Origin of the sequence: Pseudomonas sp. W5-01 (genome assembly GCF_046540435.1) — a bacterium.
Classification (GTDB): Bacteria; Pseudomonadota; Gammaproteobacteria; order Pseudomonadales; family Pseudomonadaceae; genus Aquipseudomonas; species Aquipseudomonas graminis_B.
In genome coordinates, this window is the sequence record NZ_JAXCIP010000007.1 from 146,726 (window position 1) to 164,880 (window position 18,155).

An 18,155-nucleotide genomic window follows, 5' to 3' on the forward strand; every position below is an offset into this window, starting at 1 on the left:
TTCACTAGTTCAGCAGCACAACCGCCGCGTGCTGCCCGGACCGGAGTCGCCTCATGGACCAGCCCATCAATCTGCATCAGTTCGCCGAGACCCACGAGGTCACCAATCAGCCGCCTTCCCTGGACGGCACCAACCTGTACCGCATCGACCTGCCGCTGCAGGAGTGGTCGCGACGTTTCGGAGCAGGCTGGGCGCAAGACAGAATCGACGCCTATGGCGCGCTGGCCGGCGGCCCGTTGATGGAAGCGGGTTTTCTCGCCAACCAGAACAAGCCGGTGTTCGCCAGCCATGATCGCTACGGCCATCGCATCGATCTGGTGGAGTTTCATCCTGCGTACCACCAGTTGATGCAAACCGCCGTCGAGCACGGCATCCCGTCGCTGCCGTGGACCGATCCCAGGGAAGGTGCCCACGTCGCCCGCGCGGCGATGAGCTATCTGCACACCCAGGCCGAAGCCGGCAGCGGTTGTCCGCTGACCATGACCTTCGCCAGCGTCCCGGCCCTGCGCCTTCAACCGGACCTGGCCGAAACCTGGCTGCCGAAGGTCCTCGCCACCCACTACGACCCGCGCAATGTCGGCATCGCCCACAAGGCCGGCGCCACCATCGGCATGGCCATGACCGAGAAACAGGGCGGCACCGACGTGCGCGCCAACACCACGCGGGCGCATCCGGTTGGCCAGCCCGGACCCGGTCAGGCGTATGAGCTGGTCGGGCACAAATGGTTTTGTTCAGCGCCCATGTGCGACGCCTTTCTCACCCTGGCGCAGACCGACAAGGGCCTGACCTGTTTCCTGCTGCCGCGCCATCGCCCGGACGACACCCGCAACGCGTTCTACATACAGCGGCTGAAGAACAAGCTGGGCAACTGGTCCAACGCCTCCAGCGAAGTGGAATTCCGCGGCGCCCTGGCGTGGATGGTGGGCGAGGAGGGGCGCGGCGTGCCGACCATCATCGAAATGGTGGCGATGACCCGCTTCGATTGCATGACCGGTTCCAGCGCGCTGATGCGTCAGGCGCTGACCCAGGCCGCGCACCATTGTGCCCACCGCAGCGTCAGTGGTCGCTTGCTCAGTGAGCAGCCGCTCATGCAAAACGTGCTCGCCGATCTGGCACTGGAAAGCGAAGCGGCCCTCGCACTGACCCTGCGCATGGGACGCTCGCTGGAGCGTCTGGATGACGGCCACGAAGCCCGTTTCGCACGACTGGTGACAGCGGTGGGCAAGTACTGGATCTGCAAGCGCGCGCCGGCCATGATCAACGAAGCGGCAGAATGCATGGGCGGTGCAGGCTATGTGGAGGACACCATTCTGCCGCGCCTTTACCGTGAGGCGCCGGTCAATTCGACCTGGGAGGGTTCCGGCAACGTGCAGTGCCTGGACGTCCTGCGGGCGTTATCCAAAGAACCGGGCGTGCTGGATGCGCTGTTCGATGAGCTTGGCGACGGTCATGGCGACAAGCGTCTGGCCGCGCATATTCATGGCTTGAAAAAGGCTTTTCAGGACACCGGCGACATCCAGTACCGCGCCCGGCAACTGACCGAAGACATCGCCGTCGCGTTGCAGGCAAAACTGCTGCTGGAAGCGGGCAATGCCGTGGTCAGCGACGGATTTATTGCCGGGCGCCTGGAACGGCCGGGGCGCGTCTACGGCGCCTTGCCGCGCGGGGTGGATGTTCAGGCGCTGGTCGCGCGGTCATCGCCGCAGCTATAACGCGTCCATTGCCGCGTCTGCCACAGGCAACTCGTGCCTTCGTCATCTGTTGCAGGCAAGATATGCGCTTGCAAGATAAGAAGGATATGCATCGTGACCGAAGCTTTCATTGTCGTAGAAACTGCCGAACACGTCGTGGACCGGCTCGCTGAGCTCCACGCACGGGCAACCACCGCCTTGAGCCAGGCGCTCAAGCGCTACCTGAAAGACCGCGTCGAACCGACTGCCGCCGAGCGTCTGACGTTCCGCTACCCCGAGCTGCGTCTGACCTATCACTGCCAGGGCGAAGTGCCGCTGACCACCCGCGCCTACGCCAAGGTTCAGCTGCCGGGCACCTACAGCGTCACCGTCACCCACCCGGCGGCGTTCCGCAAATATTTGCTCGAACAGCTTGTGCCGTTGATGAACGACTTCACCGTGACGGTGGAAGTGGGCGTCAGCGAACAGAACATTCCGTACCCCTACGTGGTCGAGCAGGGCGATGAGCTGGCCGGTACCGGCGTCACCGCCGCGACCCTTGCGCGTGTCTTCCCGAGCACCGATTTGTCGGCGGCCACCGATGGCATCGCCGACGGTCTGTACGACTGGGCCAACACCGATCCGCTGCCGCTCGCGCTGTTCGACGCCGCCCGGGTGGATTTCTCGCTGCGCCGTCTGGTGCATTACACCGGCAGCGACTGGCGCCATGTTCAGCCGTGGATCCTGCTGACCAACTACCACCGCTACGTCGACCAGTTCATCGTGCATGGCCTGGAAAAACTGCGCGACGACCCGCGCTTCGTGAAGATGGTCCTGCCGGGCAACGTTGTTGTCGACAAGAGCATGGATTACGGCGAAGCCCAGGCCATCGTCTCCGGCGTGGTCTGGCACCGTTACCAGATGCCGGCGTACCACCTGATCGCCGAAGACGGCCATGGCGTGACATTGGTCAACATCGGCGTTGGCCCCTCCAACGCCAAGAACATCACTGATCACCTCGCGGTATTGCGTCCGCATTGCTGGCTGATGATTGGTCACTGCGGCGGCCTGCGTCAGTCGCAGACCATCGGTGACTACGTCCTCGCCCACGCCTACATGCGTCGCGACGGCATTCTTGACCGCGTGCTGCCGCCGAACATTCCGATCCCGGCCCTGGCCGAGGTGCAGCTGGCGTTGCAGGAATCAGCCGCCCAAGTCACCGGCGAACGCGGCGACGATCTGAAGAAGCGCCTGCGCACCGGCACGGTCCTGACTTACGACGATCGCAACTGGGAACTGCGCTGGGCTCAGGAGCGGCCGCTGATCAACCTGTCTCGCGCCGTGGCGGTGGACATGGAAAGCGGCACCATCGCCGCCCAGGGTTATCGCCTGCGGGTGCCTTACGGGACCTTGCTCTGTGTCTCGGACAAACCGCTGCACAGCGAGATCAAGCTGCCGGGTTCGGCCAACGCATTTTACGAGCGTGCGGTCACCCAGCATTTGAAGATCGGCATCGCCGCGCTGGACTTGATGCGCACGCAGCTCAACTCGCTGCATTCGCGCAAGCTGCGCAGCTTCGACGAACCGCCGTTCCGCTAAGGGCTCCGTTAAGGCGCTAGGCGTTCAACGAAAGGGCCACTAAAGTGGCCCTTTCTGTTTAGTGGTCTTTTCCGTTTCCGTCATCTCTACCGGTTTCCCATGCCCCGCAATCAACGTCCTGATCCCCGCCGTCCTTCACCCGATCGTCCCGGTGCGCCTCGGCGTGTCGCCAAAGCACCGCCCGCCGAACCTCGGCTGATTCTGTTCAACAAACCCTTCGACGTGCTGACCCAGTTCAGCGATGGCGAGGGCCGGGCGACGCTCAAGGATTTCATCGAGATCCCTGGCATCTACCCGGCCGGTCGCCTGGACCGCGACAGCGAAGGCTTGCTGCTGCTGACCAACGACGGCCAGTTGCAAGCGCGCATCGCCGACCCCAGGCACAAGCTGGCGAAAACCTACTGGGTGCAAGTGGAAGGCGAGCCGACGGAAGAGCAACTGCAAAAGCTACGTGACGGCGTCGAGCTGAACGACGGCCCGACCTTGCCTGCCCAGGCCCGGCAACTGGACGAACCCGAACTGTGGCCGCGCAACCCGCCGGTGCGATTTCGCAAAAGCGTGCCGACGAGTTGGCTGGAGTTGGTGATCAAAGAAGGACGCAACCGCCAGGTGCGCAGGATGACCGCAGCGGTCGGCCTGCCGACGTTGCGACTGGTGCGTGTGCGGATTGGAGACTGGAGCCTTGATGGGCTGGATCAGGGACAGTGGCGGGAAGTGCCGGCGAAGCTTTGAGTGAACAGACAGGCCCTCGCGAAGCAAACGCAACCCCGGTCGCTCCCACAAAAACCTGTATCTGCGCCGGTGCCGCTCAGCCGCGCAAATGCACGAGCGGCAGTTCGGTGCTTGCTAGGACCTGATTGAGCACGAAGCTGGAGCGCACGCTGGTCACGCCGTCGATGCGGGTCAGGTGGCCGAGCAGAAATTTCTGGTAGTGATCCATGTCCGGGACGACGACCTTCAGCTGGTAGTCGGCATCGATACCGGTCACCAGGCTGCATTCCAGCACCTGCGGCAGGTTACGGATGTGCTGCTCGAAATTCTCGAAGCGGTCGGGCGTGTGGCGATCCATGCCGATCAGCACGTAGGCCGTCAGGCTAAGGCCCAGCTTCTTGCGGTCCAGCAGCGCGACCTGGCCGACGATATAGCCATCATCTTCCAGCTGTTTGACGCGCCGCGAGCAGGGTGAAGGCGACAGGCCAATGCGCTCGGCCAGCTCCTGATTGGAAATGCGCGCGTCCTTTTGCAGTTCGGCCAAAATACTCAAGTCATATCTGTCGAGCTTGCTCACCATAAGCGCCTTTATTGAATGGATTGCGCAGGATTATTCATCTGAAGCGAATTATTGCGCAAGCGGTGTTTTCATCAGCAATATTCGCAATCCTGTGTCGTTCCGCAAAGCCTATTCTTTTAACCAGAATCACTGCCCGGACACAGCGTCCAGCGCGGCCCGCCGAATCAGGCCAGCCGCGGTCTCCAACCCGACAGGGTTGAGCAGGCCACCGGGCTACGCACTGTCCAGAAGACGATGCGAGGTGAGCCGGCGTCAAAAGCGTCGAGCCAGGACGAAGCATTCCAGAGAGGGCCATTGAGCCCTCTTTTTTTGTGCCTGCCTTTCAGCTCAGGCCGCAGTGGTGCTTCTACAGTTTCATCCGCCACGCTGATAGAGTGCGGCGAACGGCGCACCCGACTAGCAGTCCTATCAACAGGTATCCGCGCCGCAGTGAGGAAAGCATGAACACGCGCATCTGGCGTTTGGCAGGTGTCAGTCTCTTGGCCTTGAGCATCGGTGCTCAGGTGTGGGCCGACGACAATAATCAGCAGCAACAGCAACAACAGCAACAACAGCAGCAGCGCCAACAGCAACAGCGCGGGTTCGAGATGCAGCGTCAGCAGCAGGAGAAGCAGCGCGGATTTGCCGACGATCAGCAGCGTCAGCAGCAACGCCAACAGCAGGCGCAGCAGCAGCAACAACAGCAGCAGCGGCAGCAGGAGCAGCTGCAGCAAAACCGCCAGATTCAGCAGAACCAGCAAGAGCGCGCCAATCAGCAGCGCCAGCAGCAGGAACGCGAGCGCGACCTTCGCGACGATCAACGCCAACAGCAGCAACAGCAACAGCAGCAACAGCGCCAGCAACAGCAGGATCAGCAACGACGCCAGCAAGAGCAGCAGCAACAACAGCGTCAGTTGCAGGATCGCCAAGGCGGCCTGCCGATTCAGGGTCGGCCGGACACAGTGGTTCAGACCCAGGAGCCGCGGCAGGGCTTCTACCGCGACCAGCCCCGAGACAACCGCTGGCGCGACGGCGACCGTCGTCCTGATAACGGTAACTGGCAGCCCGGCCGTCCCGGTGGTCATGGCGATGGTTGGGGTTCGGGCCCGCGCTATCGCCCGGGTTACGAAATCGATCGCATGCCGGGCGGATATTCCCGCGTGCCGTATCGCGGCGGGGACTACTTCTACTCAGGCGGCTACTGGTATCGCCCACAGGGCCCGCGTTATGTGGTCGTCCAGCCCCCACGGGGTGTCCGCGTGCGCTATCTGCCTGACTACGCTCAACAGGTCTGGCTTGGCAGTGCGCTGTTCTTCGTCGCCGCCGGCACTTACTACACCTACGAGCAGAACACCCAGGAATATGTGGTCGCCGAGCCTCCCCAGAACGTCGAACCGGTGTACTCGCCGCAGCAGCCGCAGCCCGTTCAGCAGGCCGCGAATCCCTATGACGTTGTCGCCTATCCGCCCGAAGGCAAGCCGCAACAGGAAATCGAACAGGACCGCTACGACTGCTACCGCTACGCCGTGCAGCAGAGCAATTTCGACCCGGCAGGCGCGGCCTATCAGCCGGCACCGGAAGTGCTGGGTGTCTACCGTCAGGCGATGGCCAGTTGTTATGCAGGGCGGGGGTATAGCATTCAGCAGTGAGTGCGGTATGTAGCCTGGGATGCAAAATGCGCAGCGCACTGTTTCTGTAGGACCGGCTTCAGCCGGGAAGACGCCGGATTGAGCACCATCAGATTTGCAGTGTGACAACCGACGCCTTCCCGGCTAAAGCCAGTCCCACTAAAGTACACACCGATAGTAGGACCGGCTTCAGCCGGGAAGGGGCCAGTGCCCGCGCCATTAGATTTGCGGTATGACACCAGACGCGTTCCCGGCTAAAGCCGGTCCTACGCCCGTGTCAATTCAAAACCGGTCCATCCTCACGCCCCACCACTTCCTGCGGATCCGCGTGTACCAGCACTTCGGCCTTGGGGAATTCGTCCTGAATCGCCGCTTCCACCCGCTCGCACAAATCGTGCGCCACTGAAAGCGTCAGCGTGCCCGGCAACTCCAGGTGCAGCTGCACAAACCAGTGATTGCCCGAAATCCGCGTGCGCAGGTCGTGGGCACCCAGCACACCCGGCACGCCCTGGGCCAGCTCGAGCATTTTTGCGCTGACATCGACAGGCAGCTCAGCGTCCATCAGCACTGACACCGTTTCCCGGGCAATGGAAATCGCGCTCCACAAAATGTAGAACGCGATGGCCAGACCGAAATAAGCGTCCAGCTGTGAGTAACCGAAATAGGCCAAGCCCAGCGCCAGCATGATGCTGAAGTTGAGCAGCAGGTCAGAGCGATAATGCAGAGAATCGGCGCGGATCGCCGCCGAACCGGTTGCCTTTACCACGCGGTGCTGCAACATCAGCAAGGCAATCGTCAGACCAATCGACAACACCATCACCAGCAAACCCAACCCGGGAGCGCCGAGGGGCTGGGGGTGCTGGATGCGGTCCACCGCCTGAAAGCCGATCAAAAACGCACTTACCGCGATGAACAGCGCCTGGGCCATGCCCGACAACGCCTCGGCCTTGCCGTGGCCATAGCGATGATCATCGTCGGCGGGACGCAGCGCGTAATGCACGGCCAGCAGATTGAGGAAAGACGCAGCGCCGTCGAGCATCGAGTCCGTAAGGCCGGCCAGCAGACTCACTGAGCCGCTGAGCCACCACGCAACCGCTTTGGCAACGATCAGAATGCTCGCCACGGCAAGCGAGGCGCGGGTTGCCAGACGCAATAAGCGGGCGTGTTCGGGGCTGGTGCTCATGGCGCTTCCTTTAAATCACAGACTCAAGCGGACGGTACAAGGCCCAGGGAGGCAAGCTGCTGGGTGCTGCCTTTGTGCTGGATCAGACGAGGATCATCCAGCGGCAGGGTACGGCCGAGCTCTGTTTGAATGATGGCTTGCAGCTTGGCGTTGTCGACGGTGCCGTCAGTGCGCACCGCCGGTTCAAGCTTTTGCGGATCGATCTGAGCGTGAGTGCCGCCTGGCAGATAGATCGCGCCAGTGGCGAAGTCCACGCCGAACGCGATCACGCCGGGAATGATGTAGAACAACAGGCCGATGGCGTCGAGTATCACGATCGCCGGGTCCATTCGCCCGCTGCCCTGAATCTGGCCGCGACGATCCGGGTAGAAAATACTGCCGCAGGCAGTCAGTTGAGTCAGCAGGGTGGCGACCAGAACACCGCCAATCAAACGGGAAGGAATGCGCATGGGGATCTCCTCAGAAGAAGGCGCAACTATACAAGGCAAATGCCTAATCAATAAGAGTATCCGTGGGGGAAGACAGTTCGTTGGGGGGATGAGCAAAACAGGTTGATGCTGGGGCGCTTTGGAGTTGACACGGGGTTGGTGAGGGTACTGGCGCGTCTCTCCATGTCATCCATTCGTGTACGGTCGACGCAACCCGGTCATGGCCCTGGACCCAAGCATGCAGGCTTGGGTCCATCCATTTCACGACCTCCAAAATATCTCGGTGTATATCCATAAGCGGCTGCCAAAGCAGCGGCTCATGATGGAAACATCTGTTTCGCAAGTCGCGCCCCTTATTCAGTCGTGTACGCATCTTGTCAGGCTGACGCATGCTTTTAGGGCACGAATAGAAAACTCTCATCAGAGGTTTGGACAGCTTCTTGGTGGTTGCGCGGTTGAACAAGGATGTCCAAAATCCAAAACTGAGTTCTGCCACGATATTGTCGGGGCTAGCCTTAACCCTGCGCGCACCGAGGGCTCTCTTCGCATCGGCGATCTTGTTGTAGAGTTTTTGAAGGTCTGCGTCGGCAGGGTCATTCCACTCTTCATACCAGTCGAGCCGGTTGTATTCGATAGCCATCTCCTTCTGTATGCCGTTGCGCAGGGATACCTCAAGCACATGAAAAATCGAGACCAGAGATTCGGCAATTTTCATGTTGTGGACATACGCTTCCGCTGCCCGGTCGTGCTTGTTCTGATTCTTCTGAAGATAACGGGACATCCGGGGAGTGGAGAGCTTTGCCTCCAGCGTGTTCCAAACCATAGCTAAATTAACCTTCCTGGAAACCAAACTGCCGCCAAGAACTGTCTTGGGCGAAAAGCCGAAATTTTACACGCCGTGGGATCTCCATTGAAGCTAAGCCGCCGCTGAGGCGGTCTGCAGTGCGTGCGGGTTTCGTTCACTTCACACGGCAATGCCGCTGCCAGATCAAGACACCGCTGATAGCGAGAAATAATCCAAGGCAGGAAAGCCACTGCGTTGAGAACCCATCTTCGGATTTGACGTTGCTCTGTTCTGTGATAAATTTGCGTCGCTGCCCTAGCACCTCCACTCCCGGGCTTTTGAAACGGTGATGAGACTAGGTTAAGTTGTGGCCCCGCTTGCGGGGCTTCCTTGTTTCTGGCGTTTGAGAATCGGCAGCACGCTGTTCTCTGGCGGCCTTCGCAAACGCATCCCCACACAGGCTGGGGGCCTGCGATGCTCGTGGGTATACTCCCCGGCTGATCTGGGAGCCACCATGAATTCTTTGCCCATCGATGCCGTTCTCCCTGCCTTGCGCCAGGCCCTTGCCGACCGGGATGAGGCCGTGCTCGAAGCGCCGCCGGGCGCGGGCAAGACCACCCGGGTGCCGCTCGCGCTTTTGCACGAGTCGTGGCTGGGTGGACAAACGATCCTGATGCTTGAGCCACGGCGTCTGGCTGCTCGTGCTGCTGCTGAAAGACTGGCGAGCGAGCTGGGGGAGGGCGTCGGCGAGACGGTGGGTTATCGGATTCGTCTGGACAGCAAAGTCGGCCCCAATACCCGCATTGAAGTGGTCACCGAAGGCATTCTCACCCGGCGCTTGCAGGAGGACCCTTCGCTGGAAGGTGTCGGCCTCCTTATTTTCGACGAATTTCATGAAAGAAGCCTCGACGCCGATCTCGCGCTGGCGCTAAGCCTGAACGGTCGCGCGCTGTTTCGTGACGAGCAGCCGCTGAAGATTCTGCTGATGTCGGCGACGCTCGAAGGCGCGCGGCTGTCGAGCTTGCTCAACGATGCGCCGGTGATCAGCAGCGAAGGGCGCATGTTCCCGGTGTCGATGCAGTGGGGGCGGCCGTTTCAGCCGGGGGAGTTCATCGAGCCGCGGGTGGTGCAGACCGTGCTCGATGCGCTGGGCAATGAGGCCGGCAGCGTGCTGGTTTTCCTGCCGGGGCAGGCCGAAATCCGTCGCGTCAATCAGCAACTGATTGAAGCGGTGGGCGATCGCAGCGACGTGCTGCTGTGTCCGCTGCATGGCGAGCTTGACCTGAGCGCTCAGCGCGCGGCAATCGAACCCGCGCCCAAGGGCAAACGCAAAGTCGTGCTGGCCACCAACATCGCCGAGACCAGCCTGACCATTGATGGCGTGCGGGTGGTCATCGACGCGGGGCTGGCGCGGGTGCCGCGTTTCGATCCCGGCAGCGGCATGACGCGCCTCGACACCCAGCGGATTTCCCGGGCCAGCGCCACTCAACGTGCGGGTCGGGCAGGGCGGCTTGAGCCGGGCGTCTGTTATCGACTGTGGTCCGAAGCGCAGCACGATCAATTGGCGGCCTACGGCGCGGCGGAAATCCTTCAGGCCGACCTCGCCGGCCTGGCGTTGCAACTGGCGCGGTGGGGCGTCGAACCGGCGCAGCTGACGTGGCTGGACCTGCCGCCTGCCGCCGCGTACGCCCAGGCGCAAGACCTGCTGGCTCGGCTGGGCGCTCTGACGCGCAAGCCGGGCGAAGACTGGAAACTCACCCCTCACGGCCAGTCGATGGCGGAGTTGCCCGCTCATCCACGAATCGCCCATTTGCTGCTGCGCGGTCATGAACTGGGCCTGGGGCCGCTGGCGTGCGATGTCGCTGCATTGCTGGGCGAGCGCGACATTCTGCGCGGCGCCGGTGCCGATCTGCACAGTCGGCTCACGTTGCTGGCGGGGGCAGAACGCGCCGCGAAAGGCGCACAGGGCGGCGTGCAGCGAGCGCGGCAGTTGTCCCGCCAATATCGGGGTTATCTGAGGGGCGCGGCCCGGAAGCCGGTCGCCGATCCTGATCACCCGCGCTGGCTCGGCGCGCTGCTGGCGCTCGCCTATCCCGATCGCGTTGCACAGCAACGCCGTGCTGGCGGCGCGGAGTATCGACTCGCCAACGGACGTGCCGCCTTGTTCGCCGAGCCAGACGCATTGATGAAACAGCCGTGGCTGGTGGTGGCCGACCTGGGCAGCCGCCAGGGCCAGCGCGAGGAGCGTATTTATCTGGCCGCCGAGTTCGATCCCGACCTGTTCAACACAGTGCTCGCCGAACAGGTGACGCAGTTCGATCAACTGGATTGGGACGAGCGCGAGGGCGTATTCCGCGCCGAACGTCAGCGCAAGGCCGGTGAACTGATCATCAGCCGCGAGCCGCTCACCGGGCTGGACGATTCAGCACGGGGGCAGGCGTTGCTGGCGCTGGTGCGGCGCAAAGGGCTGGAGCTGCTGCCATGGACACCGGAGCTGCGCCAGTGGCAGGCGCGAGTCGGCCTGTTGCGTCAGATGGATCTCCAAAAGCTGAGCGAAAGCGAGTGGCCGGACGTGAGCAACGATGGCTTGCTGGCGACGCTGGAGCACTGGTTGCTGCCGTACCTGGGCAAGGTCACGCGACTGAGCCACTTTGGCAATCTGGACCTGTCATCGATCCTCCACAACCTGCTGCCATGGCCCTTGCCCCAGCGGCTCGACGAACTGGCGCCGCATCACCTGACCGTGCCGTCGGGTTCATCAGTGCGCCTGGATTACAGCGAGTCCCCGCCCATTCTGGCGGTGCGCCTGCAGGAACTCTTCGGCCTGGCCGACACCCCGCGCATCGCCAACGGCCGGCAGATCGTCAAGCTGCACCTGCTGTCCCCCGCACGCCGCCCGGTGCAAGTCACCCAGGACCTCGCCAACTTCTGGCGCAGCACCTATGCCGAGGTGAAGAAGGATTTGAAAGGCCGGTATCCGAAGCACTATTGGCCGGACGATCCGTTGATCGCCGAACCGACCGCGCGGGTGAAGCCGAGGAAGTGATCGGCTGCACAAAGGCATGACCCCGAGCGGATCAAAAAAAACTTCATCAGCCATGTGAGGTAAATACGAGTTCAACCCGTGTAATAGTAACGAATCGCATTAGCGTTCTTCTCATTACGGAGTCAGCTCGTGGTCAAGCTCTTTAACCGGACTCATGCATCGGTCCTGCTGTGTTCTGCCCTACCTGGTCTTGCAATGGCCGCTCAGACGGTTACCGAGCTGGCGCCCAGTGTCATCCAGTCCACACGCGATGCAGCTGACGGCTCGGGGAGCTATACGCTTTCTGAAGGGAGTACGGCCAGCAAGACCTCCACCCAGAATCGGGATGAAGCACAGACCGTCAACACGGTCACTGCGCAAACCCTGGATGACTATCAGGTCAAAGATCTCAACGACGCCATGCGCTTTGTCAGTGGTGTGAGCCAGACGAATACGTTGGGGGGCACGAAGGATGCTGTCATCAAGCGCGGATTTGGCAGCAACGACGACAACTCTATCTTGCGGGACGGGGTCCGCTCGGCGATCGGCCGCAATCTCGGCGCCACCACCGATCACGTGGAAGTGTTGAAAGGCCCGGCATCGCTCATGTACGGCGCGCTGGAGCCGGGCGGGCTGATCAATGTGATCAGCAAGCAGCCGCAATTCACCCAAAGCACGACTCTGACCGGGTCTGGTTACAGTGAAGGCGGCGGGACGTTTGGTCTGGACACCACTGGGCCGCTGGGCGATACCAACCTGGCTTATCGGCTGGTTGCCGAGCGCTCCCACGAGGACTACTGGCGTAATTATGGTGTCGATGAGCACACGCTGATTGCGCCCTCGATCGCCTGGGTGGGCGACCGCGCCAGTTTCTCGCTGGCCTACACCTACAACGATTACGCGAGCCCCTTTGACCGCGGCACCGTGTTCGCCAATGGCCACCCGGCCGACATCAGTTACCGCGACCGTCTGGATGAGCGCTGGGCCAAGACCGTCGGCATCAGCCAAAGCACCACCGCGAAGTTCGAGTACCAGCTCAATGACGCCTGGCGAAGCCGGTTGACCTACGGATGGACCGAGGATCGTTACAGCCTGGCGATTGCACAGCCGAGCACCTTGAAAGGCGATACCCTGCGCCGGATTGCCAACGGCGGACACTACGATTATGAGAGCCGTTATACCGCTCTGGACTTCATAGGCGATCAGCAGTTGTTCGGCCAGAGGCATGAGATCGTCGTCGGGGTGGACAACGAGTCGCTGGATAAATACCGCGGTAAAACCTATCGCAATGCCAGCAGCACCGCCGGCAACCTCAACATTCAGAACCCCACCTACGGCAATCTGGCTGAGCCTTCGACGGTCAGCGCGGTCCAGAGCAACGCCGAAAATAACCTGGTCACCACGTCGGCATACTTCAAGGACAACTGGCACCTCAATGATCGCTGGATTCTGGTATTCGGGGGTCGTCAGGAACACTGGGATCAATACAGCGATCAGGGGCTGGGCAGTTCGTACGCACCGGGCGCCGACTCCAACGGCGACAAGTTTCTCCCTTTTGGCGGGATTGTTTACCAGCCGACCGACAACGTTGCGCTCTACGCCAACTACAGCCGTTCCTTCGTGCCTAACGATGCCGACGATGCGGGCAACAGCTTCAAGCCTACCGAAGGTCGCAGCTACGAAGTCGGCATCAAATACAGCCCGGTCCAGGCGCTCAACGTGAACCTGGCCGTGTATGACATCGTCAAGAAGAACCTTGTGAACAGCGTGCTGCAGAGCAACGGCGACAGCATCGACGAAGCGGTGGGGAAGGCCCGCTCACGAGGGGTTGAGCTGGATGTGACCGGAGAGATAGCGCGTAACTGGAGCATCATCGGCACCTACGCTTATGACCACACGGAAGTGCTGAAAAACGAAGAGTCACCCGAGCAGGAAGGCAACCGCTTGCCCAATGCGCCGATGCACACCGCGAGCCTGTACCTCAGCCATCAACTCGCACTGCCTGCCGAAACCGGTAAGTGGCATGTCGGTGCAGGTGCCCGATACGTCGGAGAGCGGCCGGGGGACGACGCCAACAGCTTCTGGCTGGACAGCTACACAACGGCCGATGCCTTTGTGCGCTGGGATTTGCCCACCCATGACTACAAGACCAGCCTGCAGTTGAACATCGACAACCTGTTCAATAAGGAATACTACCCGGCCACCACGGGCAGCAGCACGCTCCAGGTCGAGGAGGGGGCGCTCCGAACCGCGCGGCTGACGGCCAGCGTCACGTTCTGATTGCAGCGACCGGTGCCGGGCAATCCAGCACTGGTCTGTTCAGATCAAGCGCCCCTGCCATGCACCTGGGAAGCAGGCTTTAGAGGCGCTTTTCTACTCGACCTTCGCCGGTACCCTGAATCGCGCAATCACCGGCATGTGATCAGAGATCAACAGGGTATCCGCCTGCCTCACCCGCGCCTCCACCCGCTTCAGCTTCGGGCTGTAGAACAGAAAGTCCTGCGTCCGGTCCGGGCCGCTGATGCTCGGGTCGTTGGGGAAGCGGGTGTACCACGTGCGACGATCCTCACCGGCTACGTCTTCATTGCTCGGGATCATCGGGAAGCTTTCCCACAAGCCCCGAAGCTCGCTCTCCGCCGAATACGGCGCGCGCTGTCCGGAAGGTAGCCGCTGATATTGCCCCTGTGGCAGCAAACTGAAATCTCCGCCAGTGATCCACAGCGTGCCGTTTTTCTCGAAGGCGTGTTGCAACCCACTAACCGCCGCGACCTGTCGCTGTTGCACGTCGCCGCCCGATTCGGCATCGCTTAAATGCGTATTCGTCACTGCCAGGCGCCCGCCATCTTTGAGCGGCAGGTAGCTGACCAGTAGCGCAGGCTGGGGTTGAAACAGTCGGCTGATGAAATGGCCGGACGGCGAGGGCAGTTGCAGGCGTTCGGCGCTGTCCATCTGGTAGCGGCTCAGCTTTGCCAGCTTGCGGCCGACACTGCCGAAGATGTGTTGATCCGGCACGAAGTCGGACTTCCAGTAAAACGCCTCGCTGCTGCACGGGTACAGGTCGGCGACGCGCGCCTGGAGCAGGGCCAGTTGATTGCCGTAGTCGGTGTTCTTCGCGCCGTCGTCGACTTCCTGCAGAAAGACGATGTCCGGCTGCTCGTCGCGGATGACCCGCGCCACTTCATCCAGGTTGTACGCAAGGTCTTCAGGCGTTGGCCGTTCATCCGGGCCGCTGCCGTCGGGCAGGTCGTACCAGAAGACATAACGTTTGCCGGCCAGGTACTGGATGTTCCAGGTCATCACTGTGAGCGTCTGACCCGGCGCCAATACCGGTGGCTTTCCGTCCATCGCGTTGCAGGACACCGCCGCGTTCTCGTGTCGGGCAGGGTGCCAGGTCACGTCATACAGCAGTATCCCGAACAGCCCGACACACACCGCGAGGTAAAGCAGATACCGCGTCGGGCGTGCCATCTTGTCAGGCCGACCGGGCAGGTGGGTCGATGAGCATGAACAACCGGAACATCACCACGCTGATAAACAACTGCAGGAAGCTGGAAATACTGTCCACTGCAATCGACAGCCCCGGGCTCTGTTGGTCCGGCAGCACGTAATAACTGAGCGCCTCAAGCAGCGACAGCGGGATGTAAACGCACAGCACGCAGACGAAAATCCGCACCACATGGCCCTGGGTCATCCTGAAGCTTTCGCGCATCGCCTCCAGCGGCCCCATCCCGCGCAACACCAGCAGGTATTCCGACAGCACCAGTTTGATCATCACCCACACACCCGGCAGGATGAACAGCGACATGCCGGCCATGATCAGCAGCGTGCTCAGCGCCGTCAGCACCGCGAAGGTGGGCCACAGGCGCAAGGCAACGGCCCACAGGTTGGATTTGACCGGATCTTCGCCACGGGTTTTGGCGTCCATAAACAGGATCAGCGCGCCGGTATAAAGCGGGTAGAAAAGCAGCCCGACCAACAGTGGCGCGGCCCCGGTGCTCGCCCCGAAGCCGACGAGCTGTTTGGTCAGGGCCTCCAGTACCACCAGCGGCAGGCACAGCGTAAGAATGCTGCCGAAGTTGCGTCGGAAGAAGTAAAACGAGTCTTGCAGAAGGGTCAGCGGATTCATGAACGGATCACAAGGATAAGCAGGCCAACACTGTAACGTAGCGCCGCAGAACCGGCCAACCGGCCGCGACCTGCGAGCCTTCTTAACTTTTTTTACATGCTATTGAAACGCCCTTGAACAGCCCCATTACTGGCTATGCCTGAGCAATGGCTCAGAACAGAATTCCTACGGCAATCTAACGAGGTCGCCATGAACAGCGAAGAACAAACCCTGATCGACGGCTTGTTTGGCAAGCTCAAGCAAGCAGAAACCGAATCGGCCCCCCGTGATGCGCAGGCCGAAGCGCTGATCAAGGAGCACCTGACTCGCCAGCCCGCTGCGCCTTATTACATGGCGCAGTCGATTCTGGTGCAGGAAGTCGCGATCAAGCAGCTGGAGGCCCAGAACCGTCAGCGCGACGAGCAGATTCAACAACTGCGGGCTGAGCTGGAACGGTCAAAATCCGCGGCGCCTGCGCCGTCCGGCAGTGGCGGCGGGTTTCTGTCGAGCATCTTTGGTGGCGGTTCGCGCGAGCCTCAGGCTCAGCAACCGGCTTCGTCGTTCTCGCGTCCATCGAATCCGCAGCCTTCGTCGGGCGGCTGGCGCGAAAGTGGCCCTGCAAGCGCGCCGCCTTACAACGCGCCGCAGCAGAACTATGCTCAGCCACCGCAAAACTATGCCCAACCGCAACAGGCACCGGCGGCGCCTGTCGGCAGTGGTTTCCTCGGTGGTGCACTGAAAACCGCCGCGGGCGTGGCCGGTGGCGTGATGCTGGCGGAAGGCATCAGCAGCCTGTTCCACCACAACAGCCAACCGCAGGAAGTCGTCGAGATCATCCAGGAGCAGCCGGCCCAGCCTGCCGCTGAACATGATCAGGGCGGCAGCGGTGGTTGGGGTGACGACCAGCAGCGCGTCACTGGCAACGACAACACCGGGAATGACGCCTGGGGCAGTGATTCCAATGGCTTCGCCGATACCGATTACGGCAGCGACACCGGTGGCGGCATGTTTGACGACGACGATTCGTTCGTCTGATAGCCGCAGCTAACGCCCTCCCTGTGGGAGTGAGCTTGCTCACGAAGGCGGCATTTCAGTCGCTGAAGAGTCGGCGGATGGCCAAGCCATTTCGCCAGCAAGCTCGCTCCCTCAGGATTGTTTCTATAGGGATCAGGTCTGCGCAGCACAACCGCACCCTCCACCCAATCCTTCTATCCCTTCCCCAAACTGGCATACTGAGCGCCGGTCCGGTTTTCGGATCCCTGTCGCTTGTCAGCGCATCGAGGAATTTGGGTGAGAAGAATCGCGGTCTTCGCCGACGTACAGAATCTGTATTACACAGTGCGTCAGGCTCACGGTTGTCACTTCAATTACGCTGCCCTGTGGGCTGACATCAGCCAGCGCGGGCAGATCGTCGAGGCGTATGCGTATGCCATCGACCGTGGCGACAGCAAGCAGCAGCAATTTCAGCAGATCCTGCGCAATCTCGGCTTTACCGTCAAACTCAAGCCCTACATCCAGCGCAGTGACGGCTCGGCCAAAGGCGACTGGGACGTGGGCATCACCATCGACATCATGGACGTCGCGCCGAATGTCGATGAAGTAGTGTTGGCGTCCGGCGATGGCGATTTCGATCTGTTGCTGGAGCGCATCATCAGCAAGCACGGCGTCGAAGCGATTGCCTACGGTGTGCCGGGGTTGACCGCCAACTCGCTGATCCGCGCGGCCAGTCGTTATGTGCCCATCGAGGGCGGGTTGCTGCTCAAGAATTGATACCAGCAGCGCGCTGATCAGGCCGCCCGATACATCTCACGTCCACGCACCACCCCGCTATTTGAAGGCCACGCCATGCAAGAACGTATCGCCGTCATCGACTTCGAAACCACCGGCATTTCCCCCAGCAGCTACTGCCGCGCCACGGAAATCGCCGTGGTGATCGTGGAGCAGGGCGTGATCGTCGAGCGCTATCAAAGCCTGATGAACGCTGGCGTGCGCATCCCGTCTTTTATCGAGTCCCTGACCGGCATCAGCAACAGCATGCTGCGCACGGCGCCGCCGGCTGACCGGGTCATGAACGAGGTCGCCGAGTTCGTCGGCCTGACGCCGCTGGTGGCGCACAACGCCTCGTTTGACCAGAAGTTCTGGGACTTCGAGCTGTCACGCATCAAGCGCAATCGCGTACAAAGCTTCGCCTGCTCGATGCTGCTGGCGCGACGTCTCCTGCCTCACGCGCCGAACCACAAACTCGGCACCCTCACCAGCTGGGCCGGCTTGCCCCACACCGGCAAGGCTCACCGGGCCATGGCCGACGCGGAAATGGCCGCCAACCTTACGCTGCACCTGGGCCACCAGCTGCGCGACACCCACGGTCTGGCCGGCGTTTCCCACCAGTTACTCTGCACGCTGCAAAAAGTCCCGGCGAAGAAGATTGCGGATGCCATCAGCAAGCATCGGGGGCTCTAGCCA

Annotated in this window: 15 protein-coding genes and 1 pseudogene; 9 read left to right on the forward strand and 7 right to left on the reverse strand. The window is 61.6% G+C overall.

What is annotated here, in order from left to right:
- The first annotated feature begins 65 nt into the window (after positions 1–65).
- The 3 genes from SLW75_RS21770 (at position 66) to SLW75_RS21780 (ending at position 4,001) form a co-directional block, all read left to right on the forward strand.
- Complete coding sequence (locus SLW75_RS21770) at positions 66–1,712, forward strand: acyl-CoA dehydrogenase family protein (RefSeq protein ID WP_410935451.1); 1,647 nt, start codon at positions 66–68, stop codon at positions 1,710–1,712.
- A gap of 93 nt (positions 1,713–1,805) precedes the next feature.
- Positions 1,806–3,269 (forward strand): AMP nucleosidase, encoded by a 1,464-nt coding sequence (gene amn, locus SLW75_RS21775; protein ID WP_410935408.1) that lies wholly within the window; start codon positions 1,806–1,808, stop codon positions 3,267–3,269.
- Positions 3,270–3,368: 99 nt separating this feature from the next.
- On the forward strand, positions 3,369–4,001 hold the full coding sequence (locus SLW75_RS21780; protein WP_410935409.1) for a pseudouridine synthase: 633 nt from the start codon (positions 3,369–3,371) through the stop codon (positions 3,999–4,001).
- Between the two features lie 76 nt (positions 4,002–4,077).
- On the opposite strand, the gene SLW75_RS21785 is transcribed toward SLW75_RS21780, so the two are convergent.
- A complete protein-coding gene (locus tag SLW75_RS21785; RefSeq protein ID WP_296315060.1) occupies positions 4,078–4,560 on the reverse strand; it encodes an Lrp/AsnC family transcriptional regulator in 483 nt (160 codons plus the stop codon).
- A gap of 398 nt (positions 4,561–4,958) precedes the next feature.
- A pseudogene (locus SLW75_RS21790) lies at positions 4,959–5,438 on the reverse strand (hypothetical protein); the annotation flags it as partial.
- 15 nt (positions 5,439–5,453) lie between these two features.
- On the opposite strand from SLW75_RS21790, the gene SLW75_RS21795 reads away from it, so the two are divergent.
- Entirely contained in the window at positions 5,454–6,188 is a 735-nt protein-coding gene (locus SLW75_RS21795; RefSeq protein WP_369320126.1) for a DUF6515 family protein, read from the forward strand.
- Between the two features lie 256 nt (positions 6,189–6,444).
- Here SLW75_RS21795 and SLW75_RS21800 read toward each other — a convergent pair whose 3' ends face one another.
- From SLW75_RS21800 to SLW75_RS21810, 3 genes are read right to left on the reverse strand one after another with little or no spacing between them, the layout of a single operon-like run.
- Positions 6,445–7,350, reverse strand: coding sequence for a cation diffusion facilitator family transporter (locus SLW75_RS21800; protein WP_410935410.1), 906 nt, complete (start codon positions 7,348–7,350; stop codon positions 6,445–6,447).
- Between the two features lie 23 nt (positions 7,351–7,373).
- Entirely contained in the window at positions 7,374–7,799 is a 426-nt protein-coding gene (locus SLW75_RS21805; RefSeq protein ID WP_065988349.1) for a polyribonucleotide nucleotidyltransferase, read from the reverse strand.
- 43 nt (positions 7,800–7,842) lie between these two features.
- Complete coding sequence (locus SLW75_RS21810) at positions 7,843–8,601, reverse strand: hypothetical protein (protein ID WP_410935411.1); 759 nt, start codon at positions 8,599–8,601, stop codon at positions 7,843–7,845.
- A gap of 475 nt (positions 8,602–9,076) precedes the next feature.
- Here SLW75_RS21810 and hrpB point away from each other — a divergent pair, with 475 nt between their 5' ends.
- Together hrpB and SLW75_RS21820 are read left to right on the forward strand one after the other, a co-directional pair.
- Positions 9,077–11,608, forward strand: coding sequence for an ATP-dependent helicase HrpB (gene hrpB, locus SLW75_RS21815; protein WP_410935412.1), 2,532 nt, complete (start codon positions 9,077–9,079; stop codon positions 11,606–11,608).
- Between the two features lie 195 nt (positions 11,609–11,803).
- Positions 11,804–13,867 carry a TonB-dependent siderophore receptor gene (locus tag SLW75_RS21820; protein WP_410935413.1) on the forward strand — a complete coding sequence of 688 codons (2,064 nt, stop codon included), beginning with the start codon at positions 11,804–11,806 and terminating at the stop codon, positions 13,865–13,867.
- A 93-nt stretch (positions 13,868–13,960) separates the two neighbouring features.
- Here the strand turns inward: SLW75_RS21820 and SLW75_RS21825 are convergent, their stop codons facing one another.
- Entirely contained in the window at positions 13,961–15,055 is a 1,095-nt protein-coding gene (locus SLW75_RS21825; protein ID WP_410935414.1) for an endonuclease/exonuclease/phosphatase family protein, read from the reverse strand.
- Between the two features lie 4 nt (positions 15,056–15,059).
- Positions 15,060–15,713 carry a YciC family protein gene (locus tag SLW75_RS21830; RefSeq protein ID WP_410935415.1) on the reverse strand — a complete coding sequence of 218 codons (654 nt, stop codon included), beginning with the start codon at positions 15,711–15,713 and terminating at the stop codon, positions 15,060–15,062.
- A 189-nt stretch (positions 15,714–15,902) separates the two neighbouring features.
- Between SLW75_RS21830 and SLW75_RS21835 the strand changes: the two genes are divergently transcribed.
- The 3 genes from SLW75_RS21835 to SLW75_RS21845 all read left to right on the forward strand — a co-directional run bounded on the left by SLW75_RS21835 (position 15,903) and on the right by SLW75_RS21845 (position 18,152).
- Complete coding sequence (locus tag SLW75_RS21835; RefSeq protein ID WP_065988344.1) at positions 15,903–16,727, forward strand: DUF2076 domain-containing protein; 825 nt, start codon at positions 15,903–15,905, stop codon at positions 16,725–16,727.
- Between the two features lie 255 nt (positions 16,728–16,982).
- Entirely contained in the window at positions 16,983–17,462 is a 480-nt protein-coding gene (locus SLW75_RS21840; protein WP_192133557.1) for an NYN domain-containing protein, read from the forward strand.
- A gap of 75 nt (positions 17,463–17,537) precedes the next feature.
- Positions 17,538–18,152, forward strand: a complete 615-nt coding sequence (locus SLW75_RS21845) for a PolC-type DNA polymerase III (RefSeq protein ID WP_065988342.1) — start codon at positions 17,538–17,540, stop codon at positions 18,150–18,152.
- Positions 18,153–18,155 lie beyond the last annotated feature (3 nt).

Coding starts and splice junctions, on each gene's coding strand:
- hrpB (WP_410935412.1), top strand. CDS start 9,077: ATGAATTCTTTGCCCATCGATGCCGTTCTCCCTGCCTTGCGCCAGGCC.
- SLW75_RS21805 (WP_065988349.1), bottom strand. CDS start 7,799: ATGCGCATTCCTTCCCGTTTGATTGGCGGTGTTCTGGTCGCCACCCTG.
- SLW75_RS21780 (WP_410935409.1), top strand. CDS start 3,369: ATGCCCCGCAATCAACGTCCTGATCCCCGCCGTCCTTCACCCGATCGT.
- SLW75_RS21800 (WP_410935410.1), bottom strand. CDS start 7,350: ATGAGCACCAGCCCCGAACACGCCCGCTTATTGCGTCTGGCAACCCGC.
- SLW75_RS21820 (WP_410935413.1), top strand. CDS start 11,804: ATGGCCGCTCAGACGGTTACCGAGCTGGCGCCCAGTGTCATCCAGTCC.
- SLW75_RS21845 (WP_065988342.1), top strand. CDS start 17,538: ATGCAAGAACGTATCGCCGTCATCGACTTCGAAACCACCGGCATTTCC.
- SLW75_RS21835 (WP_065988344.1), top strand. CDS start 15,903: ATGAACAGCGAAGAACAAACCCTGATCGACGGCTTGTTTGGCAAGCTC.
- SLW75_RS21830 (WP_410935415.1), bottom strand. CDS start 15,713: ATGAATCCGCTGACCCTTCTGCAAGACTCGTTTTACTTCTTCCGACGC.
- SLW75_RS21825 (WP_410935414.1), bottom strand. CDS start 15,055: ATGGCACGCCCGACGCGGTATCTGCTTTACCTCGCGGTGTGTGTCGGG.
- SLW75_RS21810 (WP_410935411.1), bottom strand. CDS start 8,601: ATGGTTTGGAACACGCTGGAGGCAAAGCTCTCCACTCCCCGGATGTCC.
- SLW75_RS21785 (WP_296315060.1), bottom strand. CDS start 4,560: ATGGTGAGCAAGCTCGACAGATATGACTTGAGTATTTTGGCCGAACTG.